Origin of the sequence: Methylotuvimicrobium sp. KM2 (genome assembly GCF_038051925.1) — a bacterium.
Taxonomy (GTDB): Bacteria; Pseudomonadota; Gammaproteobacteria; order Methylococcales; family Methylomonadaceae; genus Methylotuvimicrobium.
In genome coordinates this window covers 1,009,083-1,034,238 of the sequence record NZ_CP150634.1, presented here as the reverse complement: position 1 = coordinate 1,034,238, position 25,156 = coordinate 1,009,083, and the positions used below count along the sequence as shown (strand labels likewise).

The following is a 25,156-nucleotide window of genomic DNA, read 5'->3' as shown; positions in this document are numbered from 1 at the left end:
TATACTTCGTAGCACCGTAGCCCGGATGGAGCGCAGCGCAATCCGGGATGGGCGAGGCCACGAATTTCCCGTATTCCGCTAGCTCTGCATACGGGCTACGTCCTTACCAGATATAAAGCTTCCGGTTTCGGTATTCCCAAGCTGGAACGCGTGGGTTAACGGGCCTATTCTACATAATCAGATTACCGATTATTCTTCGATATCCAACTCTTTGATTTTACGTGTCAGCGTATTCCTACCGTAACCCAGAAGCTTAGCCGCTTCGTGACGTTTTCCGCCGGTAAAATCCAATGCCGACTTAATCAAAATGGCTTCGACTACCGGTATCGTATGTTTGGCGATCTCCTGATCGCCCTTATGCAATTGGTACTCTATATTTTTCTTCAATACCCCTTGCCAATTCTCATCAGCCCCGCCCGACTCCTCTCGACTATGCAGCAATTCCGGCGGCAATTCATTCTTGTGAATTTCCCTACCTGAAGCCATTACGGTCAGCCAACGACACAGATTCTCGAGCTGGCGTACATTTCCCGGCCATTCCAGGGCCTTCAAGAATTGTTCGGCATCAGGCTTAAGCACCTTTAATTCGGTATTCAATTCGGCCGCGGCTTTACTTAAAAAATACTGCATTAGCAACGGAATATCTTCTCGGCGATCTCGAAGTGGTGGAATATGAATGCGAATAACATTCAAGCGATGAAATAAATCCTCGCGAAACCGCCCTTGAGCGACCAAGGCTTCAAGATTCTGGTGTGTCGCGGCAATGATCCGAACATCGACCTTGACCGATGAATGCGCACCGACCGGATAAAATTCGCCGTCCGCCAGCACTCTCAACAATCGCGTTTGCAGTTCGGCGGGCATATCGCCGATTTCGTCGAGGAACAGCGTTCCGTGATTGGCTTGCTCGAATCGCCCCGACCGTCGCGCTTGTGCTCCGGTAAACGCACCTTTTTCATGCCCGAATAATTCGGATTCCATCAAATCCTTAGGGATCGCGGCCATGTTCAATGCAATGAACGGATTACTCGCTCTTGGACTATGACGATGTAAAGCCTTGGCCACCAATTCCTTGCCGGTTCCGGACTCGCCATTGATCATCACGGTAATGTGGGAGCGAGCCAATCGACCTATCGCCCTAAATACTTCTTGCATCGCCGGAGCGGCGCCGATAATTTCGGGTGTTGCTTCAGCGACATGGTTATTATGTATCGATTCCTGCCTTTGCTTGGAATGCTCACACGCGCGTCGAACAACCTCAACGACTTCTTTTATATCAAACGGCTTGGGCAAATATTCGAAGGCCCCGCCGTGAAATGCCGATACCGCGCTTTCCAAATCGGAATGTGCGGTCATCACGATCACCGGTAAATCCGGATGACTGCTTTGCACGCTCTTCAACAACTGCAAGCCATCGATGCCGGGCATGCGAATATCGGTGATCAACGCGTCCGGTTCTTCGGATTTCAACGCTTCGAGCAACACGTTACCGTTAGCGAATGAACGGGTTTCGATCGCGGCTTTTTGCAGGGCTTTCTCTAATACCCAGCGGATGGATTTATCGTCGTCGACGATCCAAACCATGCCCGAATTACTCATGGTGATTCTCCAGGGGTAAATAAATTGAAAAAACGGTACGACCAGGCTGACTATCGCATTCGATCATGCCGTCATGTTGATTGATCAAAGACTGTGCGATGGACAAACCCAGCCCTGTTCCGCTGGCCCGTCCGGTAATCATCGGATAAAAAACCTTGCTCATCATCTCTTTATCGATTCCGGGACCGGTATCGATAATATCGATTCTCGCGGTCAATTTATTTCTTTTGCGACCTATCGTCATCTGCCGGCAAACTCTGGTTTTTAAAGTCAGTACTCCGCTGCCTTCCATCGCCTGAACGGCATTTCTTACAATATTCAATACCGCTTGAATCAATTGATTTTTATCGGCAAAAACATCCGGAATACTAGGATCGTAATCCTGAATAACGCTCAGTTTTCCGTTCGCTTCGATAAGCACTAATTGCCTAACTCGTTCGACAACTTCATGAATATTTAATAGCGCTTTATTCGGTAGCTTATTAGGGCCGAGCATTTTATCCATTAAACCTTGCAGTCGATCGGACTCGGCAATAATAATTTGAGTGTATTCCTTCAGTTCAGGATCATCCAATTCTAGATCCAGCAACTGTGCCGCGCCTCTTAACCCTCCAAGGGGATTTTTGATTTCATGAGCCAGACCTCTGACCAACATTCGAACGGTTGATTGCTGAGATAATAATTGCTCTTCCTTAGAAATGCGTAAATGCCTATCCAGTTGCTGCAACTCAACAATTATCTCAGTAACCTGATCATCATTGATAACGGGCGTTGCACTAAAATTAACCGTAATGCTCTGATTCATAATATCCAGGGTTAATTCGCGATCGACTAAGGGCTCATCCATACGTAGGCATTGCTCCAGATCCAACCGCTGCTCCGAATCGACCGTCTTGAATAACTCAATGGCGCTATTGCCCAACAAGTGTCGAGCACTATCGGCGAAGAGAATCTCACCGGCGGTGTTGATGTAAGTCAGTTTAAGCTGCCGATCGAATAGCAAAACCGCTTCATTTAAGTGTTCGAGAATCTTTTTATACACGGTTTTTTAAAGTCATGAGCTTATCGGTTAATCGAGAAAGAAATATTCATACAGAGAAAACGATCGTCTTACTAATATAAAAAGCAAATATTGGACCAAAATATTTAGGTATTTACCGAAGACCTCCGGGGGGGCCATGTCTTGCCACAGGCCCTCACGTCCTTGTGACCTGAGTCCCGATAATCACTGCCGGGATGACGGTTTTTTTCTTGTTCCCACGCTCCAGCGTGGGAATGCATACCAATCTTGCCTCGGCAGCTACGGCATAGGTTCCCACGGAGGACCGTAGGAACCAGAAATGTTTTATGTAATATTGGAGGGGTTGCCATGGAACACGAAACGTACCCTACGGAGATTCAGCGTCCTCGAACCGCAGAGCGGTTCGGACTGCATTCCCACGCAGAGCGTGGGAACGATACTCTCGATGATATCACCCTACTCCCTACAACTCCTTCCTCGTTCCCACGCTCCAGCGTGGGAACGCATACCGATCTCGCCTCGGCAACTCCGGCATGGGTTCCCACAGAGGACCGTGGAAACCAGAAGCCCTTGCCCCTTTCCTCTTTCCTCTTTCCTCTTTCTCCTTTCTCCCTTCCCCATCATTTCCGGTGCAAAACGAGAATAGAGAAAACTATTGACCGGCACTTTTGGTGCGCCCAAATAAAAAACGCCCCATTATGGGGCGTTTTGTTATTGTATTTTCGATTCGTTATTACAGACTGTAATACATATCGAATTCAACCGGGTGCGTGCTCATCCGCAGACGGGTCACTTCTTCCATTTTCAACGCAATATAACCGTCGATGGCGTCATCGGTAAACACGCCGCCTTGTTTCAAGAATTCGCGATCACTATCCAATGCCTGCAAAGCTTGATCGAAAGCATGGCAAACTTGCGGAATCGCTTTTTCTTCTTCCGGCGGTAAATCGTACAAATCTTTATCCATCGCATCGCCTGGATGAATTTTGTTTTGAATGCCATCCAAACCCGCCATTAGCATTGCCGAGAACGCTAAATAAGGGTTAGCGGTCGAGTCGGGGAAGCGCACCTCGATACGACGTCCTTTCGGATTGTTAATGAAAGGTATACGAATCGATGCCGAACGGTTACGTGACGAATAAGCCAACATTACCGGCGCCTCGAAGCCTGGAACTAAGCGCTTATAGCTGTTTGTCGAGGCATTGGTAAATGCATTCAGCGCTTTGGCGTGCTTGATAATACCACCGATATAGTACAACGCTGTTTCCGACAAACCCCCATATAAGTCGCCGGAAAATAGATTGACGCCATTTTTAGCCAAGGACTGATGAACATGCATACCGCTACCGTTATCCCCTACGAGAGGTTTCGGCATGAATGTCGCGGTTTTACCGTAAGCATGCGCAATATTGGTCACGACATATTTCAAACCCAGCACTTCGTCGGCTTTTTTAACCAACGTACCGAATTTAACACCGATCTCGCATTGGCCGGCAGTTGCAACCTCATGGTGATGCACTTCGGTAACCATGCCCATTTCTTCGAGAATCAAACACATCGCGGAACGCATATCCTGCAACGAATCGACCGGAGGCACAGGAAAATAACCGCCTTTCACGCTTGGACGATGCCCCATGTTTCCGTCTTCATAGGCTTTTTCGGAGTTCCAGCCGGCCTCGGAAGAATCGATCTTGTATGAAGCGCCTGAAATATTGGCCGACCAACGTACATCGTCAAATACGAAAAACTCGTTTTCAGGACCGAAGAAAGCCGCATCGGCAATTCCGGTGCTAGCCAAATAAGCTTCTGCGCGTTTCGCTATAGAGCGCGGATCGCGTTCGTAGCCTTGCATGTCGTTCGGCTCGATGATATCGCAACGCAGAATCAGCGTGTTATCGTCATAAAACGGATCCATCACCGCCGTACTTGGATCCGGCATTAGAATCATATCCGACTCGTTAATACCTTTCCAGCCCGCAACCGAGGAGCCATCGAACATCTTGCCTTCTTCAAAAAGATCTTCATCCACATCATGAGCAGGAAAAGTCACATGCTGCTCTTTGCCGCGCGTATCGCAAAAGCGAAAGTCGACAAATTTAACATCGTGCTCCTGAATCATTTTAAGTACATTTTCTACAGACATGTAAGTTGTCTCCTAGGTTGATTGTTATATGTAAATTTTTAAGAATATTTCGCGATAACGATATCATTTTTTTGAGTTGCAATATAGCCGCCCGGAAAAGTTTTATAACCCTTCTCCATTAACCAGTCATTGATCGGCGAGCAAATCAAAAAGAACCGTATGCTCCATGTAACGAGCATGAAATAACTTCTTCAAATAGCGGCCGGAGGTTCGCTAGACCTCAAAACGATTGCTGCAAATGAATGGTACCGGCTTTCGAAATCACTACATACTATTTTTAAGCACGTCACATGCCATATAAGCAACTAATTGATCTCAATTACAAAAGCAACGTCGCTCATCGACAGCCCACCCTTCTTAGCATCATTATGGTGCGCAGTTTAAAACAAGTTGCACCACATTGACACAAAACAATATCTCCTGTTAAGGCAAGCGCCCAAATTTTGGGTCAATAACATCCTTGACTTTTATGGCACGCTCCGTGCTTTAAACAAATTCGAGTTCGTAACTTAACAAGAGGCATAGAGATGAAATTAATAACAGCAATTGTTAAGCCCTTTAAGCTGGACGATGTACGCGAAGCGTTATCGGAAATAGGGGTTTCAGGAGTCACCGTAACGGAAGTTAAAGGTTTTGGCCGCCAAAAAGGCCATACGGAATTGTATCGCGGCGCGGAATATGTCGTGGATTTTCTACCAAAGGCCAAGGTCGAGGTAGCCATCGGCGACGAACAGCTCGAAGCGGCTGTGGAAGCCATTTCCAAAGCAGCCAATACCGGCAAGATTGGCGACGGCAAAATTTTTGTCAGCAATCTCGAGCAAGTCGTCCGCATCCGAACCGGTGAAACCGGCGAAGAAGCTTTATAACATCGTTAACGAGGAGATCGAAAGTGGATAAATTAGTTGAATTAAGTTACGCGCTCGATACATTTTATTTTTTAATGAGCGGCGCGCTAGTCATGTGGATGGCGGCCGGATTCGCGATGCTTGAGGCCGGTTTGGTCAGAGCCAAAAACACCACCGAAATTTTAACCAAAAACATCGCCTTGTTTGCGATCGCCTGCATCATGTACATGCTGGTCGGTTACAACATCATGTACCCTGATGAAGCGGTCAACAGTGTATGGCCCGGCATCAGCTTCCTGCTCGGTGATGACCATACGACCGAGGCCGTAATGGGCAGCGAAGGAGAAACCTATTACTCGAAAATGGCCGACTTTTTCTTTCAAGTCGTGTTCGTTGCGACAGCGATGTCAATCGTGTCCGGCGCCGTTGCCGAACGCATGAAGCTCTGGTCGTTCTTGGTATTTGCAATCATAATGACCGGTTTTATCTACCCGCTGCAAGGTTATTGGAAATGGGGCACAGGCTTTCTCGATGGCCTTGGCTTTCTCGATTTTGCCGGTTCCGGCGTAGTTCACATGTGTGGCGCGAGCGCGGCATTGGCGGGAGTAGTATTACTCGGTGCACGTAAGGGAAAATATGGAGCAGACGGCTCAATCAACCCAATCCCAGGCTGTAATATGCCGCTGGCAACCCTTGGAACTTTCATTCTTTGGATGGGTTGGTTCGGATTCAACGGCGGCTCGGAACTGAAAATTTCGGACATCGGCGAAGCTAACTCGGTTGCCCTGGTCTTCGTCAACACCAACATGGCCGCAGCCGGCGGACTTGTAGCCGCTTTGCTAACTCATCATTTCATGTTCGGCAAGGCCGATCTTTCGATGACGCTGAACGGCGCCTTGGCAGGTTTGGTCGCTATCACCGCAGAACCGTTAACACCTACACCACTGCTGGCCACAGGTATCGGCATCGTTGGCGGCGTACTGGTCGTGTTTTCAATCATCACCTGGGACAAACTCAAAATCGACGACCCGGTCGGCGCGATTTCGGTCCATGGCGTCGTCGGTCTTTGGGGACTTATTGCGGTTTGTCTCTCTAATGACGAAGCAAGTTTCGCGGCACAAATGATCGGCGCATTAACGATATTCGGCTTCGTCTTCTTCAGCAGCCTACTGACTTGGTACATAATCAAGCTAGCGATGGGCATCCGCGTCAGCGAAGAAGAAGAATACAAAGGCGTCGATTTCTCCGAATGCGGCATGGAAGCTTACCCCGAGTTTACGACCGAAGGCAGCAAACGCTAACGCGTTGAACTACCAACAACGGGCGCGTCGTGCGCCCGTTTTTTTCGGAAAAAGTAACGCCCCGCATCGGATTAAGCCTTATGAAATTGTAACTATTAGGATATTTAACTATGATTGCGGCTTAAACCGAACCCCGAAAGGGATACGATAGCAACTTAACCACTCTGGAAGATCAATATGAAATTAATTACAGCGATTATCAAACCATTCAAAATGGATGACGTCAGAGAAGCCTTATCGGAAATCGGCGTTGCGGGAGTTACTGCCACCGAAGTCAAAGGATTCGGGCGCCAAAAAGGGCATACCGAACTTTATCGCGGCGCGGAATATGTCGTGGACTTTTTGCCCAAAGTGAAATTGGAAATTGCCGTTTCCGATGAAATCCTGGATCAGGCCATTGAAACCATTGTCAAGGCCGCTAATACCGGGAAGATAGGCGACGGCAAGATTTTTGTGACAAGTCTGGAGCAAGTGATTCGCATCCGAACCGGTGAAACCGGCAGCGACGCCATTTAACCCTGCCTTAAGCGATGCCTATCATAAAACATTGAAAGTTAACTAAAAATAAACATTATGCACGACAATATCGACCCAGCCTTCATTGTAAAAGCTGGATAAAATTCGGCATGATTTTTTAGCTTATATCACTCAATATTTTAAACCATAGGCACTATACATTGGCTAAGGCTGGGTTAAGCTCACGAACAAGCCTAAAACTATTCGGTACCTGGATATGATTTATTCCCGGTACCGACAATTCCGCGCGCGTCCACTAAAAATTTATAATAATTAACGAGGACAGCATGACCCTTAACAAACTGAACAGTTTCATTTTACTGTTCGGCCTACCGCAACTTGCCGCGGCAGGCGAACTCAATCAAAGCAATACCGCATGGGTATTAACCTCTACCGCATTAGTGCTCTTCATGACTCTGCCCGGGCTTTCCCTGTTCTATGGCGGACTCGTCAGAAGCAAAAACGTGCTATCGGTGCTAACGCAATGTTTCGCAATCACCTGCATCGTTTCGCTGCTATGGCTTGCAGGCGTATATAGCCTGATTTTCGACGACGGAGGAGATTTGCAACAAGTTATGGGCGGCACCCATAAATTTTTCGTGCCCAGCTTGGTCACGGATTCTCTAATCGGCGACATACCGGAAACCGTCTTCTTTATGTTTCAAATGACTTTTGCAATCATTACGCCGGCTTTGATCGTCGGCGGTTTCGCAGAGCGCATGAAGTTTTCCGCCATTCTCTGGTTCAGCGCCTTGTGGTTGCTGCTGGTTTATGTACCGATATGTCATTGGATCTGGGGCGGTGGCTGGCTCGCCGACTTGGGCGTCATGGATTTCGCCGGCGGCATCGTGATTCATGTCAATGCCGGCGTTGCTGCCCTGGTATCGGCCTTAGTTCTCGGTAATCGAAGAGGTTTCCCGACTACTGCGATGCCGCCTCATAACATGACGATGGTGTTAACCGGCGCAGGCATGCTCTGGGTCGGCTGGTTCGGCTTCAATGGCGGCAGCGCGTTGACCGCCGACGGTTCAGCCGGCATGGCGATCCTGGTAACGCACACCGGTGCGGCAGCCGGCTCTTTAACATGGATGTTCATCGAATGGATCAAATTCGGCAAACCCAGCGCATTGGGCATCGTGACCGGCATGGTCGCAGGCCTCGGCACCATAACGCCGGCTTCCGGCTTCGTCGGTCCCGCAGGCGCATTGGTGATAGGCGTTACTGCAGGTGCGCTCTGCTTTGTCGCCACTCAATTCATGAAGCGAAAGCTGAAAATCGACGACTCGCTCGACGTATTTCCTGTTCATGGCGTCGGCGGCATCGTCGGATCGCTTTTGACCGGCGTTTTCGCTGCCACCAGTTTAGGCGGATTGGGTTTGGACGAAGGCGTTTCGATCATGGATCAAGTCGGCGTACAAGCGCTGGCGGTCGGCGTCACGATTCTCTGGAGCGGTTTTTTTAGTTATTTGATCTTGAAAGTCCTGGATCTACTGATCGGTTTAAGAGTCACCAAAGACCAAGAACAACAAGGCCTGGATATCGCAACCCACGAAGAAACCGGTTACCACAATCTAACCTAATCTTCCCTACCGGAAAGGATGGACGGTTTCGTCCATCCACATTATGGCGGTGAATAGTGAATAGTGAATAGTGAATAGTGAATAGTGAATAGTGAATAGTGAATAGTGAATAGTGAATAGTGAATAGTGAATAGTGAATAGTGAATAGTGAATAGTGAAATAATTCATGTTTTTTAGTGCTTGTCAAGCGCCGATTTCACCTTTCACCTTTCACCTTTCACCTTTCACCTTTCACCTTTCACCTTTCACCTTTCACCTTTCACCTTTCACCTTTCACCTTTCACCTTTCACCTTTCACCTTTCACCTTTCACCTTTCACCTTTCACCTTTCACCTTTCACCTTTCACCTTTCACCTTTCACCTTTCACCTTTCACCTTTCACCTTTCACCTTTCACCTTTCACCTTTCACCTTTCACCTTTCACCTTTCACCTTTCACCTTTCACCTTTCACCTTTCACCTTTCACCTTTCACCTTTCACCTTTCACCTTTCACCTTTCACCTTTGCCTACTCACCGCTCGCTGCAAACTAGCCGCCACAATTCTCCCCCCAATCCTCTTTTGGAGTATAAAATAACGATAACCACTAAATTTTTCATGGCGACGCGGAGGCCGAATGAATACCGCTGTTTTATTAGAACGGATACAAAATGGATTACGAAACCGAACCAAAACTATTGCAGTCCTTTCGATCTTGTTTGCATTGTATGCCCTCGCCGGCTTTTGGATCGTGCCGGCCGTTCTGAAAAAGCAACTCCCTAAAGTCATCCACCAGGAAATCGGACGCGAGGCTGTTGTCGAAAAACTATCGATCAATCCATTCACGCTGGAAATGGCTGTCAACGGCTTCGAATTAAAAGAAACCGACGGACAAACATTCGCGTCATTCAAAGACCTTTATATCGATATCGCTGGCTTCGATTCAATTACGCATTTTAAGCCTATCATCGAGAAAGTTTCCTTGACCGAACCCTTCGTCAGAATCGCCAAAGACTCTGAAGGCATATTCAATTTCGCCGATTTGACCGAAGCGGACCCGGAAGCACAACCTATCGAAGAAGATACCGGAATATTTGCGTTCCGACTCCGCGGCCTAGCCGTTTTGGAAGGATCTGTCCTTTGGGACGATCTTCAACTGGCCGAACCGCAAAAAGAAACTTTCGGCTCGATTAACCTATCGTTGAGCGAACTCAATTCGGTCGATTCCGAACCTGCCCCGCTGCAATTTTCTTTTATTTCGGACTCGAGTACCACGCTCGATTGGCAAGGCTCGATCACACTTAAGCCCCTACAATCGCAAGGCTCGATTAAACTGGAAAAAGTCGGATTAACTCGAATCGGACAGCTTTTTTTACAGGAAATCGGCGATATCAAAGTCGACGACGGCGAACTGAATCTTTCGGTCGACTATACGTTGAATACCGAAGAGGACGGCATAACCGCAGCAATCAAACCCATCCGGTTCGGCGCCGATAATCTCAAACTCAAAATCGCCGCAGAACCCGGCCAAGACTCCGATATCGAGGCTAAATCACTCAAGTTCGATGCCAATTACGAACTGACGATGTCCAATGACGAGATAACGCTCAAGACTACGACGCCAAACCAACTCAATGTGGGCAACCTCAGCCTAAATATCCCCACGGAACAGGGACAAAGAACCGATATTAGCGTTAAATCCGTCGGATTAGGCGCCAACTTCAGTCTGGCAACAGCCAATGGCGAATTAAAAGTCAACACCGATACCGCTAAACTGGCACTCGACACATTCATCCTGAAACCTTCCAAGCCTTCCGCCGACATCCCTGAACTATCGGCGCATAAAATGGCTTTCGATGCCGTCTATACAGCCGAAAGCAATGAACAAGGTCTCAAACTGAGCATAGATCAAAGCCGATTCGATCTCAACAAACTAAAAATGGCCTTCAAGCCGCATACCGAACTGCTCGAAGCCGAATTGAGTCGTTTAACGATTGCAGCCGATGTGACAGTGACCCCTGACATGGCCATCCAAATCGAAAAAGGCAAAATAGATCTGAGCGAACTCCAATTCGGGGCTAACGGGCAAGATAGCGAACTCATCAACATTCCGGCACTAGCAGCTAGCGGCATCAAGACCGATACCGCTAAACAGCGCATCCATATCGCGTCGCTGACATCGAAAGGCGCGAAGCTGAAAGCCTGGCTCAACCCGGACGGTCAATTCAACTATCTAGCTCTATTCGGTGACGAAAGCACCGAAAAAAACGATTCGCTACCGACATCCGATAGTAAACCCTGGCAATTCGTGCTCGACTCGTTCACTATCGACGGCTATCAAATAGCGTTTACCGACAAAACTCAAAAAACACCGGCTCCGATCACCTTGTCCGATCTGACCGTCGGCATCGAGCACTTAACGGATCAAACCGATCAAAAATCACCGGTTCGTTTACACACGAAAGTCAATGAAACCGGCTCGATCAACATCGAAGGTCGATTAGCCCCTACCCCGCTATGGGCCGACCTCGAACTCAAAGTCGATGCGATCGCGCTAAAAACTTTCCAACCCTACTTGGAAAGTCATGTTCGTTTGGACCTCATAGAAGGCGATTTTTCCGCTCAAGGTCAGGCTTTATTGGCAATCAATGAACAGGACGAGCTGGACTTGAAATTTCAAGGTGATGCTCATATAGACAGGCTGTTAACTCGCGATCAAGTTCAACGCCGGGATTTCGTCAAATGGCGTAAGCTTGATCTCGGCAGTATTTCGATTGACCTAGCGGCTAACCGGTTCATTTTTGAAGACATCCGCTTCGACCGGCCTTACATTCGCGTATTGATCAAAAAAGACGGAACGACGAACTTCAACGATATCGTCTTAGCGACCGAAACACCGGAGACCGAACAGCCCGAAACCGAATCCGATAGCCCAATCCATTACCATATCGGCCGAATCGAAGTCAAAAGAGGCTTGTCCGATTTTGCCGACTACTCGCTGATACTGCCTTTCGTCACGCAAATGAATAATCTTGAAGGCGTCTTGTCCGGCATTTCGTCCCAGCCCGGCGCTACCGCCGATCTGTCGCTGCAAGGCAAGGTTTATAATTTGGCCAGTGTCGGCATTGCCGGCAATTATCAAATGGACAGCGGCGATTCAGCGATCGAACTTAATTTCAAGGACATGCCGTTGCCGCTGGTCACGCCCTACATGGCTCAATTTGCCGGTTATAAAATCGAAAGAGGTCAAATGTCGCTGGATCTCAAATACACGATCGACCAAGGCAAACTCAACGCACAGAACAATCTGTTCATCGATCAATTCACGCTCGGCGAGAGAGTCGAAAACCCCGATGCGGTATCGCTACCGTTAAATTTAGCGATTGCATTACTGAAAGACTCCAAAGGGCAAATCAATATCGACTTACCTATTACCGGAAGTCTCGACGATCCGGAATTCAGCGTCGGCTCGTTAGTGATGAGAGCGCTCGGCAACCTGATAAGAAACATCGCCACATCACCATTCAGAGCCATCGCATCAATGTTCGACGCGGAACAGGATTTAAGCGCTATCACTTTCGAACCGGGCAGCACCAAAATCGCAGAGGCCGAAAAAGCCAAGCTCGACGCATTGGCTAAGGCATTGAAAGACAGACTGGCTCTCAGATTGGAAATCAAAGGCGCCGCTTTCGAGGCTCTGGACTGGCCGGCGTTGCGCTCGGAAGCGCTTAACGATCAACTGAAATCGATGAGAGCGAAAGAACTCAGAGCGGAAGGTAGAAGAATCCGCGCGGAATATGTCACGCTATCCGAAGACGAAGAACAGCGTTTGCTGGCACAACTCTTCATCGAGAAATTTCCGATGCTGGCCGACTACACGCTCTTCGGCAGACCAAGATTGAAAAATCCCGAACAAGGCGACTTTTATGAGATCGCTCGGAAAACGCTCGAGGCGACCTTGGAACCCGATCAACAACGACTAAACGACTTAGCAGTACGCCGAGCCGGAGCAATACAAAACTACCTGATTGCCGAAGGCGGTATCCCCGGAAACCGGATATTCCTACTCGCGACAGAACTGAATCCGGTTAGGAAAGAGCCAGGCATCACTGCGACGCTGAGTTTGGGTACGCGGTAAGCGAACGAGAAATAGTCCGCCCTACAAAGGAAAAAACGCGTCAACTGCTCTTTTTAGGTTTATTTGTCAGAAATCCTAAGTAACGTTCATGAAGGCCTAGCCATCGCCCTGGCAAATGAAAGTTCTCTGGTGGGGAGGGTGCGGTCACTCGCCCGACAGGACGCCGTGAATACGTCCATGTAGGCTCGACGGCGGCTCGAAAGCCAAGGACGGCGTGAATGCAGATTTTGCAGGAGCAAAAATCTGCCCTGCCGCCGACGCCTGTCGATCGAGCAACCGCACCCTCTTCAGAACCGGAATTGCCAGAACGGAGATTTGTATATCGAAAAATTAGATAATTGGTCTAAATCTATGAACTTTCACAGTAAGATTTAGCGCCGAATAAATGCCTAGAACTCTGCGCATTTTTATTGCCTTGCATCAAAATGATATCATTCCACAACTAACTTCATTATCGGAAAAAATCATGCAAGCACTGACAGACCGAGAGCTTTATAAAGCCCTCGAATACGCCAAAAGCATCGACGAGACAACCGGCAGAAAAATCATGGCCGACTTCCAAACCGACCAGACGATGCTCGCGCAGATGCTGTTCGGTATTTTTCCCGGCATCATTGCCGAGCAGAATCAAGACATGGCGCATTTATTCATGGATTTGTGCTTCGACTTGCTCTGCGTATTTCAAAAAGCCTTCGGCCCACTGCCCGCGCAAAACGAACTCGATATCGATTGGCTTCAAAAACAAGCGATGCTACTCGATACCGAATTGCAAGCCGTGAAGAAAAATCAAGACATGGACGAAAAAATCCGGAACTCGTTGCAACAAAGAATGATTTCAAGAACACACGATGAAACTCCGCAATCCGGGCTCATTGCATTTATGAACGCAGCAGTCGATGATTATGCCTCGGAAAACCCAAGCCGGGTACCTGCCACACAAATCACGCAAGCGCTGATTCTGGTTGCAATCCGCCTATTCAATAACCTCTACACGCATGCTCGGCAATCCTGATATGTCGGATATTATGAAATTAACGGTCGGCGAACGATTCGATCACAATTTGCCTGACGAAGGCATGAGCGTAATTCTGGTCAACGGCACCCCGGTGCTGACCTTTAATTTTTCGCTGAATCGACAACAAATCGATGCCTTTTTGAATGGCTCGTGTTCGTTCGGACTTTTTACCGAGAACGATGCGCTGTTTTTTTTGTTTAAGATCGATAATTTTCTGGAATGGTCGGACCTAGCTTTCACAATTCACTTAGCCGGCGATGAAACTGTCGCAACCGGCCCCGGCTATCTGCCATTCAATCTGGTATTGGTCGATTCGGCTACAAGCATCGTCAAAGGCTTGCGCGTCGTTACCACAACGCCGGAATTCGGCGCCATACTGGCAGACATCACCGAACAGCAAGCCAAGCAGCCATTCGATACGATTGCTTACTACAAAACGATCGGAGACATTTACGAAAAATACCCGTCGGCCAGCGACATGTTGAAAAAAGCGCTAATCGTCGAGGAAGGCGGGATTACATTACCGAAACACTAAAACTGAATATCGAATAGTTCTCGTTTTTTATTGTTTGAATGGGAGAGGGGGGCCGTCCATGGCGTCGAACTTACTATGCCCTTCCTTATGCATTATCCTTCGAGTCAATGCAAACCGGCTATCCTGCCGATTTGTCCAGTCATCCCGACCGGAAACGGTCAACTTATTCCTTAATTCGCCGCAAATGGATGCGTTGCAGTCGCTTTGCCGGCCACGACTTCCTGAGCGGTTGGAGAACCGGCAACGGCACGCTCGATTGCTTCTTTAGTCGCTTCGTAGTTGTATTGTTGAATTTTGGCGTCGTCTTCAGCCATCCAGTGGATAAAAACACCTACCGAAATAAACAGATTGTCGGCTTCGTCGGCAGGAATAATGCCGCTTTCGACCGAATCAGCAACCGCCATCGCCACGCCGCGCTGAGCGGGTCCGAACATTTGGACGGCTTGCTTGGAACCTTTGATCGTGACCTTATTGAACATTACGGTCGCAGGTTTTACCATCAAGTTAGGGGCAACAACAGCAAGCAAGCTGGAGAAACCGTCTTTGTTGTTTGTCAGGCAGTTTGCGAAAGCGGTTTCGGCAGCCGAACCGCGTGGGCCGATAATCAGATCGATGTGTGCGACTTCGTTGCCGTCGCCAACTAATGATTCGCCTACGCGTAAATTACTGATTTTTGCCATGCTTGTTGACTCCTTAAAAATAAAGATGAACAGAGTTTGAAAATTAAACTGAAACCTAATGCGGCACATTCCGCTTAAGTCGTGAGGCATTGTAATTCCGATTCCTTTCAGACACCTTTCATGGAATTTTTAGCACCGTAGCCCGGAGGGAGCGCAGCGCAATCCGGGATGGGCGAGGCCACGAATTCCCCGTATTCCGCTGGCGTTGCATACGGGCTTCGCCCTAATCGTTATCAAACCGGCATCGATTGCCGGTATTTCCGAGCGAGGCAGGGTATTCAACACACCACAAAGACTTCGGCCTGCTTTGCCTTAAACTTCAGCCAACATTTGCTCGATCATCGCTTCGGCACGGCTCAGGTAACCTGAACCGAACAAATTAAGATGATTCAAAATATGATAAAGATTATAAAAAGTCTTTCGAACCCTATAACCCGGATCTTCCGGCAAAACCTCATGATAAGCCGCATAAAAATCCCGGCTAAACCCGCCGAAAAGCTCGGTCATCGCCAAGTCTGCTTCGCTGTCCCCGTAATAACAGGCCGGATCGAAAATTACCGGCGCCCCGCCGGTTTCGACAGCGGCATTGCCGCCCCATAAGTCGCCATGCAACAAAGACGGTTTCGGTTGGTAATCGTCGAACAAGGCATCCATATCCGCCAATAACCGCTCTCCTTGGCTTTGCAAACGGCCTCGATAACCGTTTTGCTCCGCCAATCGTAACTGAAAGCCTAAACGCTGCTCGCGCCAAAAACCCGGCCAATCGTCATAACGGCCGTTCGGTTGTAGCGTACTCCCGATCGTATTGTCTCGATGCCATCCGAAATAAGGCCGCTCCGCACCATGCAGTAACGCTAATTGCCGCCCTAATTGGCGCTCGGAACGAGAATTCGAAGAAGCGAACTTGATATGTTCTAAAACCAAAAACGACCGGTGCTCGGTTTGCCCGCACACGACCGGTTCGGGCACCCTTATCGTCCGCGTGCCGGCTATTTCTCTTAAGCCTTCGGCTTCGGCCTCGAACATATCGAACGAAGCCGGACGATTCAATTTTACAAAATAAGTTCGTTCTTCACTCCTCAAACGGTAAGCTTCATTGATATCGCCGCCGCCGACCGGTCGGGCTTCCGTTACCGAAAAAGGCCGCCCGGTCGCCTGTTCGATTTGCTCGGCGATTGCTTGCCAATTCATCGTCATTGTCGTCTCTCCGATTTGATTGAATTGCAGAACCAAAGATGTTACCGATCGCAACGCCTCTGCGGAACGGGTTATTTAACCCATCCTAAGGCGCTGAAAGTTTGATAGGCTGCTAAGGTAGGATGGGTAGAGCGGAGCGAAACCCATCATGGAAAGTCATGACAGCCATTGTAACAAATCGCGGGTTGGTTAATGGCTGCGTTATTAAAACCGTACCTGCGCTCAAACAAAGCGATGAGTCTCCGCTTCGCTGCTACCCACCCTACGGCACTACAGCGCCAAAAGTTTGATCGTTAATGTAGGGAGGAGCGGAAACGGTTTAGCGGTTCTTTGCTTGATGCCTATGATTTGTACCCCCCCCCGTACGCCCATGAAAAAGAAAATAGAGAAGCGCGCGCATAACGCCGGATTCATGCGTCAACTTTCAAACGACAACTGATTACCAAACACATTGCACCAATCCAAATCGAATTGCGCGACTGCGGGATTCACCGCCGGATGCCCCAGCATTTGTTCGGCAATCTCGATCGGCAGAGTAATAGCGCTCACCCCCGCAGTTAACACATCGAGTACTTGCCGAGTGTTCTTGAAACTAGCCGGCAACAATTTACACGACAATTTTTGGCGATCGAGCAAATTTTGTAAATCGGCAACCACTTGCGGCCCATTCTCGCCCATCGCATCGATTCTATTGACATAGGGCGCCAGATAATCCGCTCCGCACAGGGCCGCTAAAAAGCCTTGCTGAACGCTATAGATAGCCGTGGCCAGAACCGCTATCTCATCGGCTTTGATTTTTTTGATTGCGGCTAATCCGGTTTCATTGGCCGGCACTTTCACTACAATGTCGTAAGGTAAATCCTGTAAGCGTTTCGCTTCCTCGACCATGCCGTTGACAGTCGAACTAACGACCTGAACATGATAACGAGCTTCGGGACCGATCAATTCGGCCAAATTCAATAATAATTGATTTAAACCGACCCCGGACGTGGCAAGGATCGATGGATTAGTCGTCACGCCCTTGACTGGCAAGCAGTCATGGAAACGGGCTATTTGCGCGGTATCGGCGCTATCGAGATAAAGTTCGAACATAAATTAAAAAATCGGGTTGAAAAAATGACTGCTCGGCAGTCGTTAAATTAAATTGCACACAAATAGCTCAGCTTTGCGGATTGGGGTTGATTCATTGTTCCCCTGCTGTTTCCCAAGCTCTGGAGACTGTGAAAGTATTGGCGAATACCATAAAAACATATTCACCATGAAGAACATGAAGGCAATGAAGAAAAAAGCAACGACCTAATTCTTTATGTCACTTCATGGTTAGTTCGTTATATTGAATACTTGCACAGCCTCTCTTGCTTGGAAAGGAACGAAAACCTACGCCTTGGCTGTCGAGGCAAGATCAGTATGCATTCCAACGCTGAAGCGGTGGGAACGAGAAAATCGTAAATAGCGTCTTGTCTTCTTAGCTAATGTGACTTCGATAGCATTTATTGTTATCTAACGCCCCGACTTCGAAATCGCGATCAGGGGATCGCTCCCACAGAACATCCTGCCCCTAGCTGGAGCGGTGGGAACGGGAAAACTCAAGCCATTCAATTTTTCATCAAGCCCAAAATCACCGCGATGTGCGCTAGTTCCGCCAGCGTCGAAACTTTGAGCTTATTTCTAATTTGCGTGCCGTAATTGGCGACCGTTTTGTAGCCCAAACAAAGCTCTTCGGAAACTTTGTGTACCGTCATGCCTTTCGCAAGTAAGCGGAATACATCGAATTCCCGGGCCGAAAACGCCTCGATAATTGCATGGTAATCCATCACATCCGACTTTCCGGTTTGATCCTTGAGTAGACCATCTTCGATGTAAATTTCGCCATTTGCGATATGCTCTATTGCCATCGCAAGATTGGCCGCCGCACTGTTTTTACTGATATAGCCTTTGGCTCCGGCCGCAATGGCTCGATTAACATAGACCTGTTCATCATGCACGCTAAACACCAAAATCTTAGCCTTACTATCGCGTTGACAAATACGCCGTATCGTCTCCAGTCCGCCTAGGCCGGGCATCGATAGATCCATCACGGCGACATCGACTGCATGTTCCTGCATCAATTGAATCGCCTGCTCCCCTCGATCGGCCTCGGCAACGATTTCGATCGTATCTCGCGTCCCGAGCAACATTCGAAACCCCGCGCGCACAACCGCATGATCGTCGACTAAAATAATTTTGATTTTACTTTTCATAGAATAGGTATCGTTGCGCTAACTGCCATGCCCTGACCGGGTTGCGAGCGGACGCTCAGCTCGCCATCGAGCGACTTAATCCTTTCTTGAATGCCTCTGAGCCCGAATCCTGACGATATCCGATTGATATCGCAACCGCGCCCGTCATCGGCCACCTCCAAATGCAAACAATCACGATTTTCGCCTAAAATTTCCAGTACTATTTTAACGTGTTTAGCCTCGGCGTGACGGATTGTGTTGGTCAAACATTCCTGAATGACACGAAATATCTGTATCGCAACATTTTGATCAAGCGAATCCAACTCGTCCGGACACTCAATGGTCAAATTCAGCCAAGGGTTCCTTTCCGACCAATGGTTGACCATATCTTCGAGCGTGGCTTTCAAGCCTAACTCGGTCAAAATCAAAGGATGCAATTGATGCATCATCGAGCGTACGATAGCCATCAAATGATCGCAGATATGGCTGATCGACTCTGTAATTTGACGGGTATCGGCTTTTTCATGCGCAGCAGTGACCGCCATGACCTTGATTGCCGTCAACGATTGACCCAATTCGTCATGTAATTCCTGCGATAAACGCCGGCGCTCCTCTTCCTGAATTTTTAACGAATGCTTGGTTAAGGCACGATTTTCCTCACGAGTCTTATCGAGTACGCCGGCCATATGATTAATCGCCCCGGCGATACTATCGTATTCCTGAATCGAAAACCTCGGCAACACTTCCCGATACTGTCCGGTTTCGATACGCCTGAGACCGTCGACGATCGTATCGATAAATCGCAGGGTTTTATGCAAGGTTTGGTGTACCGCCAAAAAGATCAATATAATCAATAAGCACAGGGTAATAAAAAAAGCGACCGTTTCATGCCAAACCTCGACAGTCTCATCCATCGGATTCGGCTGAATAATCAGCATCAATGCCTTGCCGTCGGCCATCACGATTGGATAGTGCGTTTCGGCATAATCGGCGGTAACCAAACTTACAAACCAACCCGGAGGCATGTCGGGCCGGTCTTCACTGTGCAGCGAACGGGTCACTTGAATCGTTTCACCGGTCGGTTGCTGGACGCGGATATCCAAATGGCGTGTTTCTCGTAAAGCGCTAAGCCAATAAATCCAATCCGACTCCTTCATGGTTGCAGAGGCCGGTTTCGAAAATCCGAATTTAACCAATTGCAATGCCAGGTTTAGAGAAGAGCCGACTTCTTCAGTGACCGCCTCCCGAGCCCGCCAAATCGCGATCGAACCGCCTAGTATCAATATACAGACGAATAAAAACAAAATTCTGATAATTAGTTGGAAACGTAAGCTCATCTTGGCCGAAATTGGGTTAAAACATATCATTATCAAGACGTATAACCCGCCACACTATAGGAAAAATTCATTTTTTCAGTATATTCTGAATTCATCTTGCATCAGACATTAACTCCAATTGCGTGGAGCGCGTTATTATGACCGACTTTTCATTAAACACCACCTGGCTTATTCCGTCGCCGATCGAAACGGTCTGGCTCTACTTGATTCGCCCCGAAACTTGGCCGGACTGGTGGAGATATGTTGATTCGGTCGAAAACATCTCGTCCGGCGCATCGAAGATTCCCAATAATAAACGGCGCATTTATTGGAAAACACGTCTGCCCTACCGATTAGTCATTGAATTGACCGTTACGCGCGCCATTGAGCATCGCTACCTCGCGGTGAAGGTTCAAGGCGACTTGGTCGGATCGGGACATTGCCGAGTTTCGGGCAATGCCGAGTCGACTCGGCTCGAATTCGATTGGCACGTCGCAACCTGCAAACCGTGGATGAACCGCTTTGCCTTTCTTTGCCGGCCGATATTCGAATGGAACCATGCACAAGTCATGAAGGAAGGCGAACGTGGATTAGTCTATTTAACGACACTTAAAAATTCATCGATAACGTGAAATAATAAGGAACGACCAATTCCATTGTAATTGTTCAGTCCCTTCGTAAGTATTCAGTCCACCCTCTTTGAAAAAGAGGGGCTAGGGGAGATTATTTAAATAAATCCCTTCAATCCCCCTTTTTCAAGGGGGAGGCTAACAATTACACCTGAATTGCAGTAATTTGCCAGCGGGGCTGAATACTTACATTCCACTCACATACCGGAAATCCATCACAAAATGGCTCAATACATATATTCAATGAACCGGGTAGGCAAAATTGTCCCGCCCAAAAAATATATCCTAAAGGATATTTCGCTATCCTTCTTCCCGGGCGCCAAAATCGGGGTGCTGGGCTTGAACGGCTCGGGCAAATCGACGCTATTACGCATCATGGCCGGAATCGACAAGGATATCGAAGGCGAAGCGATCCCGCAAAAAGGCATTCATATCGGTTACTTACCGCAAGAACCGCAACTCGACCCTAACAAAACCGTGCGCGGAAACGTCGAGGAAGCCGTAGCGGAAATCAAAGCGATACTGACCCGATTCGACGAAGTCAGCAACGCTTTCGCCGATCCCGACGCCGACTTCGACGCGCTACTCGCCGAACAAGCCGAACTCCAAGACAAAATCGAAGCAGCCGGTGCTTGGGAATTGGACCGTAAGCTGGAAATCGCTGCCGATGCGCTTCGCCTGCCGGATTGGGATGCCGATGTCACGAAACTATCGGGCGGTGAAAAACGCCGCGTCGCATTATGCCGACTGTTGCTATCCAACCCCGACATGCTGCTGCTCGACGAACCGACCAACCACTTAGATGCCGAATCGGTCGCATGGCTGGAACGCTTTCTACACGATTACTCCGGAACCGTCGTCGCGGTCACGCATGACCGTTACTTCCTCGACAACGTCGCCGGTTGGATTCTGGAACTGGATCGCGGACAAGGCATTCCATGGGAAGGCAATTATTCGAGCTGGCTCGAACAAAAAGAAAAACGCCTGGAATTGGAAGAGCGCCAAGAATCTTCCCGAATGAAATCGATGAAGGCCGAATTGGAATGGGTACGTTCCAACCCGAAAGGCCGCCATGCGAAAAGCAAGGCTCGCTTGGCGCGCTTTGAAGAACTGTCTTCGCAAGAAGCGCAAAAACGTAACGAAACCCAAGAAATTTATATTCCACCCGGCCCTCGCCTCGGCGATATCGTGATTCACGCCGATAACATCAACAAGGGTTTCGACGATAGATTACTGATCAACGACTTGAGCTTCAAACTTCCGCCGGGCGGGATTGTCGGAATCATCGGACCGAACGGCGCAGGTAAGACAACATTGTTCCGTATGATGGCCGGATTTGAAAAGCCCGACTCCGGAACCGTGACAATCGGTCAAACCGTACAACTGGCCTATGTCGATCAAATGCGCGACAACCTAGACCCGAACAAAACGGTTTGGGAAGAAATTTCTGACGGTCTCGACATCATCACGGTAGGTAAATACGAAACGCCATCACGCGCCTATGTCGGTCGCTTCAACTTCAAAGGCGGCGACCAGCAAAAACGCATCGGCGATTTGTCCGGCGGCGAACGCAACCGCGTACATCTGGCCAAGCTATTGAAAAGCGGCGGCAACGTCTTGCTGCTCGACGAACCGACTAACGATCTCGACGTCGAAACCCTGCGCGCACTTGAAGAAGCGCTGCTGGCCTTCCCCGGTTGCGCGGTGGTCATTTCGCATGACAGGTGGTTCCTAGACCGGATCGCGACGCACATGCTGGCCTTCGAAGGCGACAGCCAAGTGGTCTGGTTCGAAGGCAATTACGCCGACTACGAAGCCGACCGCCATCGCCGTTTAGGCACCGATGCCGACAATCCGCACAGGATCAAATACAAAAAATTGACTTAATCGACCCGATGAAAATAGTAGCGTAGGTCGGGTTAGTGCTAGCGTAACCCGACATTTTGTCCGTCGATTGTCGGGTTACGGCCTAGCCTAACCCGACCTATCCGGCTGGAGCATTTCTGCCTGCATTGGAATACTAAAATTAGCCGGCAAAAACCACATCGAATTCCTTCATATACGCGGCAACTTCTTTGCGATAAATCTCCCGCACCGGCAAACTTAAATCCCCCGGCTTCAAGCCGCGCTCCTGCAACGACTCGACTTCGGTACGGATGTCGTGAATATCGTAAATCTCCAACGCACCAAATACTGCCGCGGTATCCTTCATGCCGAAACGCTCCGGCTGCTGATTTTTCTTCAGTTGAAATACACCGTCGTCCAGCAACAACAGACTAACCGACTGATCGAATGCCGCGATCGTCAATACGCTATCCAATGTCTCCTGCATCGAAACACCAGTGAAAGGAGGTTTACGCAAGACAAACAGAAATTTCTTATGCATAAACTACCCGAATACGATGCAACGGTCGGCTTCGAGGGTAGCTTCGACCCATTGCCCTAAACCGGAAATCCGAAAACCGCCAGCTAAATCATCATCCTGTTTACCGACTTGACTAGCTTCGTCGGAATGAAGCAATCCACGCCTTTGCGCAGCGGAAATGCAAACTACCAGATCGATTGCATATTGTTTTGCCAACGCACTCCACAGTTTCGGAAAATTAAGCTCATCAGCTGGAGGCATTGCATAATTGAAGGCATGATAAATTCCTTCCTGATAAAAGAATATGCGAAATACCGAGTGCCCTTCGGCCAATACTGAGCAAACGAATCGGTAAGCATAATAGGCGCCGCTTGATTCAGTGGGGCCACTATTGATTTGAATGGCGAATTTCATATATTTTGTCCTAAGGATTTCGCGAAAAATAACGTCCGAGAGCAATGAGCTTAGAATTTGGGCATAAATAACTTCCCTATTTTAGTTGGTTCGGTAACTCGATTGGCAGGTGTCGGCGGCAGGGAAAGCCGCCGTCAAGCCTACAAGGACGTATTCACCCAGCACCTAAATTCCATAGCTTTTTGGCTATGGTAACTATCTTGCATAATTCATCCAGCACCTAAATAAGCCATGATTTTGAATCATTGCCAAACACCTATAGAATTTAGGTGCTGGATTTAGGTGCTGGGTTCACGGCGTCCTGCCAGGCGAGTTACCGAATCCTCAACAAAGCTCATCACTCCAGAAAGTTATTTTTAGCGAAATCCTTAGCAGGATGTCGCTTGCAACCCAGTCCTAAACGTTTCGACAGCGGCCAAAGCTAGTCAAAACGTTCGGGACGGATTACTCCCTTTATACTCAAAAATTAGCTAACTTTATAAAGGTATGGGGTGTGGCTAGCGAGGATGTCGGCAGCAGGGAGCTGCCGTCAAGCCCCCATGGATGGGTTTACGGCGGTCCTCGATAGACACACCACATGCCTTTTATTCTTAGACGGTTTTTTGATCAAAAGGGAGTAACTAACCTGCCCCGCCCTAAGTTTTGCCGATAACGCTGTCTTTTTTGCGAAAGCGAGTAAAACGCTGCCTGATGTCCATTACCTGTTATGCCAATCGATCGCCTTGATCGCCTCGATGGTATTTTCGACCTCAGGGAACAAATCATCCTTACACAATTCAATAGCCTCCCCAATGCCAAACTGTATAATCGGCAACAACATGGCAGAAGGAACGTCTAATCCGTAACCTTCCATCAAGCGCGGAGCAATTTCAGCCAACAACCCTGCTAATTCCGTTTGAGCCTTACGACGATTGCTGTACTGCATTATCATGCCGTACCTAATTGCCAATTTTCGAAATTTAGCTTCCTCGGTAATAATAATCGAAGCCGCTTCATTATGCGTAATGCCAAACATATCGGCAAAATTTTCGGCATATGCCTTGACCAACAAATCCGGAAACCCTCTATGCCGGCTAATAGCGGCTATAATCATCCGCCCCCCGATCGCACGGTCGTATTGACGAATCAATAAATCGGCGCCGAATTCCACAAAAACATGCGAAACCTCAAGCAACACTTCATCGGCAATCCCACCCCCCAAAAGCGCTAACCTAGGCGCCAAGACTTCATTCAACTGAAGCGCTTTAGCGATAACATAGCGCTCCGGATCGTTATAAGGATTGCCATGAGCAAAAACATCTGCGCCATTAACGTTGTTATGAGTCACAAAACCCAATGCAACAGCTTTTTCTCGTTTGGTTTCGGCTAGGTCGAGCACCGGCAAAACCGTGTCAAGACCCTGTTCGGTCAATCCATGAGTGACGTGATAAAGATGTCGCATGTGCTCTATGGGTGTGTCATACATTAAATTGAAGACATCACCCGCCATCTGACCATACACCACATTGACCCCCAGAATACCCTTTTCGCCCAACCTTCCGCCTATGTAGGCATGTATGGCGGGCCCCCATGCATAAACAGGCGTGGTGAAGCCTACCAAAGCGAAAAGCATCCCAATAATTGATGTAAGGCGTTTCATAATAAAAGGCAAAACATGGAGTTAAA

General features: G+C 48.6%; 21 protein-coding genes. 9 read left to right on the top strand and 12 right to left on the bottom strand.

The window, feature by feature from the left end; all coding sequences use genetic code 11:
• Positions 1-189 precede the first annotated feature (189 nt).
• From ntrC to glnA, 3 genes are all read right to left on the bottom strand, one after another.
• Complete coding sequence (ntrC, locus tag WJM45_RS04615; RefSeq protein ID WP_341327815.1) at positions 190-1,599, bottom strand: nitrogen regulation protein NR(I); 1,410 nt, start codon at positions 1,597-1,599, stop codon at positions 190-192.
• Positions 1,592-2,641 carry a nitrogen regulation protein NR(II) gene (gene glnL, locus WJM45_RS04610; RefSeq protein ID WP_341327814.1) on the bottom strand — a complete coding sequence of 350 codons (1,050 nt, stop codon included), beginning with the start codon at positions 2,639-2,641 and terminating at the stop codon, positions 1,592-1,594. Before glnL ends, ntrC begins: the two co-directional genes overlap by 8 nt.
• A 712-nt stretch (positions 2,642-3,353) precedes the next feature.
• Entirely contained in the window at positions 3,354-4,763 is a 1,410-nt protein-coding gene (glnA, locus tag WJM45_RS04605) for a glutamate--ammonia ligase (RefSeq protein WP_341327813.1), read from the bottom strand.
• Positions 4,764-5,290: 527 nt separating this feature from the next.
• Here glnA and glnK point away from each other — a divergent pair.
• From glnK to WJM45_RS04580, 5 genes are all read left to right on the top strand, one after another.
• Positions 5,291-5,629, top strand: a complete 339-nt coding sequence (gene glnK / locus WJM45_RS04600) for a P-II family nitrogen regulator (protein WP_341327812.1) — start codon at positions 5,291-5,293, stop codon at positions 5,627-5,629.
• Between the two features lie 23 nt (positions 5,630-5,652).
• Positions 5,653-6,909: an ammonium transporter gene (locus WJM45_RS04595; RefSeq protein WP_341327811.1), complete on the top strand. Its 1,257-nt coding sequence runs from the start codon at positions 5,653-5,655 to the stop codon at positions 6,907-6,909.
• Between the two features lie 177 nt (positions 6,910-7,086).
• Positions 7,087-7,425 (top strand): P-II family nitrogen regulator, encoded by a 339-nt coding sequence (locus tag WJM45_RS04590; RefSeq protein WP_014147352.1) that lies wholly within the window; start codon positions 7,087-7,089, stop codon positions 7,423-7,425.
• A 287-nt stretch (positions 7,426-7,712) separates the two neighbouring features.
• Positions 7,713-9,005: an ammonium transporter gene (locus WJM45_RS04585; protein ID WP_341327810.1), complete on the top strand. Its 1,293-nt coding sequence runs from the start codon at positions 7,713-7,715 to the stop codon at positions 9,003-9,005.
• A 615-nt stretch (positions 9,006-9,620) separates the two neighbouring features.
• Positions 9,621-13,121, top strand: a complete 3,501-nt coding sequence (locus tag WJM45_RS04580; protein ID WP_341327809.1) for a DUF748 domain-containing protein — start codon at positions 9,621-9,623, stop codon at positions 13,119-13,121.
• A 144-nt stretch (positions 13,122-13,265) separates the two neighbouring features.
• Here the strand turns inward: WJM45_RS04580 and WJM45_RS04575 are convergent, their stop codons facing one another.
• Positions 13,266-13,397 carry a hypothetical protein gene (locus WJM45_RS04575; RefSeq protein ID WP_341327808.1) on the bottom strand — a complete coding sequence of 44 codons (132 nt, stop codon included), beginning with the start codon at positions 13,395-13,397 and terminating at the stop codon, positions 13,266-13,268.
• Positions 13,398-13,506: 109 nt separating this feature from the next.
• Here WJM45_RS04575 and WJM45_RS04570 point away from each other — a divergent pair, with 109 nt between their 5' ends.
• Both WJM45_RS04570 and WJM45_RS04565 read left to right on the top strand, forming a co-directional pair.
• The gene (locus tag WJM45_RS04570; protein WP_341327807.1) at positions 13,507-14,133 is read left to right on the top strand and encodes a hypothetical protein; all 627 of its coding nucleotides are present in this window, start codon (positions 13,507-13,509) and stop codon (positions 14,131-14,133) included.
• Positions 14,117-14,671 carry a hypothetical protein gene (locus WJM45_RS04565; RefSeq protein WP_341327806.1) on the top strand — a complete coding sequence of 185 codons (555 nt, stop codon included), beginning with the start codon at positions 14,117-14,119 and terminating at the stop codon, positions 14,669-14,671. Before WJM45_RS04570 ends, WJM45_RS04565 begins: the two co-directional genes overlap by 17 nt.
• Positions 14,672-14,841: 170 nt before the next feature.
• Here the strand turns inward: WJM45_RS04565 and fae are convergent, their stop codons facing one another.
• The 5 genes from fae to WJM45_RS04540 form a co-directional block, all read right to left on the bottom strand.
• Complete coding sequence (fae, locus tag WJM45_RS04560) at positions 14,842-15,351, bottom strand: formaldehyde-activating enzyme (protein WP_341327805.1); 510 nt, start codon at positions 15,349-15,351, stop codon at positions 14,842-14,844.
• Positions 15,352-15,663: 312 nt separating this feature from the next.
• Positions 15,664-16,548, bottom strand: a complete 885-nt coding sequence (locus tag WJM45_RS04555; RefSeq protein ID WP_341327804.1) for a fructosamine kinase family protein — start codon at positions 16,546-16,548, stop codon at positions 15,664-15,666.
• A 417-nt stretch (positions 16,549-16,965) separates the two neighbouring features.
• Complete coding sequence (locus WJM45_RS04550; protein ID WP_341327803.1) at positions 16,966-17,640, bottom strand: transaldolase family protein; 675 nt, start codon at positions 17,638-17,640, stop codon at positions 16,966-16,968.
• Positions 17,641-18,143: 503 nt separating this feature from the next.
• Positions 18,144-18,788, bottom strand: a complete 645-nt coding sequence (locus WJM45_RS04545) for a response regulator transcription factor (protein WP_341327802.1) — start codon at positions 18,786-18,788, stop codon at positions 18,144-18,146.
• Positions 18,785-20,104 carry a sensor histidine kinase gene (locus tag WJM45_RS04540; protein WP_341327801.1) on the bottom strand — a complete coding sequence of 440 codons (1,320 nt, stop codon included), beginning with the start codon at positions 20,102-20,104 and terminating at the stop codon, positions 18,785-18,787. Before WJM45_RS04540 ends, WJM45_RS04545 begins: the two co-directional genes overlap by 4 nt.
• A 137-nt stretch (positions 20,105-20,241) precedes the next feature.
• Between WJM45_RS04540 and WJM45_RS04535 the strand changes: the two genes are divergently transcribed.
• Positions 20,242-20,715, top strand: coding sequence for an SRPBCC family protein (locus WJM45_RS04535; RefSeq protein WP_341327800.1), 474 nt, complete (start codon positions 20,242-20,244; stop codon positions 20,713-20,715).
• A 219-nt stretch (positions 20,716-20,934) separates the two neighbouring features.
• On the top strand, positions 20,935-22,599 hold the full coding sequence (gene ettA / locus WJM45_RS04530; RefSeq protein ID WP_341327799.1) for an energy-dependent translational throttle protein EttA: 1,665 nt from the start codon (positions 20,935-20,937) through the stop codon (positions 22,597-22,599).
• Between the two features lie 139 nt (positions 22,600-22,738).
• On the opposite strand, the gene tusC is transcribed toward ettA, so the two are convergent.
• The 3 genes from tusC to WJM45_RS04515 all read right to left on the bottom strand — a co-directional run bounded on the left by tusC (position 22,739) and on the right by WJM45_RS04515 (position 24,932).
• Entirely contained in the window at positions 22,739-23,098 is a 360-nt protein-coding gene (tusC, locus tag WJM45_RS04525) for a sulfurtransferase complex subunit TusC (protein WP_341327798.1), read from the bottom strand.
• A 3-nt stretch (positions 23,099-23,101) separates the two neighbouring features.
• The gene (gene tusD, locus WJM45_RS04520) at positions 23,102-23,491 is read right to left on the bottom strand and encodes a sulfurtransferase complex subunit TusD (protein WP_341327797.1); all 390 of its coding nucleotides are present in this window, start codon (positions 23,489-23,491) and stop codon (positions 23,102-23,104) included.
• Positions 23,492-24,188: 697 nt separating this feature from the next.
• Positions 24,189-24,932, bottom strand: coding sequence for a hypothetical protein (locus WJM45_RS04515; protein WP_341327796.1), 744 nt, complete (start codon positions 24,930-24,932; stop codon positions 24,189-24,191).
• Positions 24,933-25,156 lie beyond the last annotated feature (224 nt).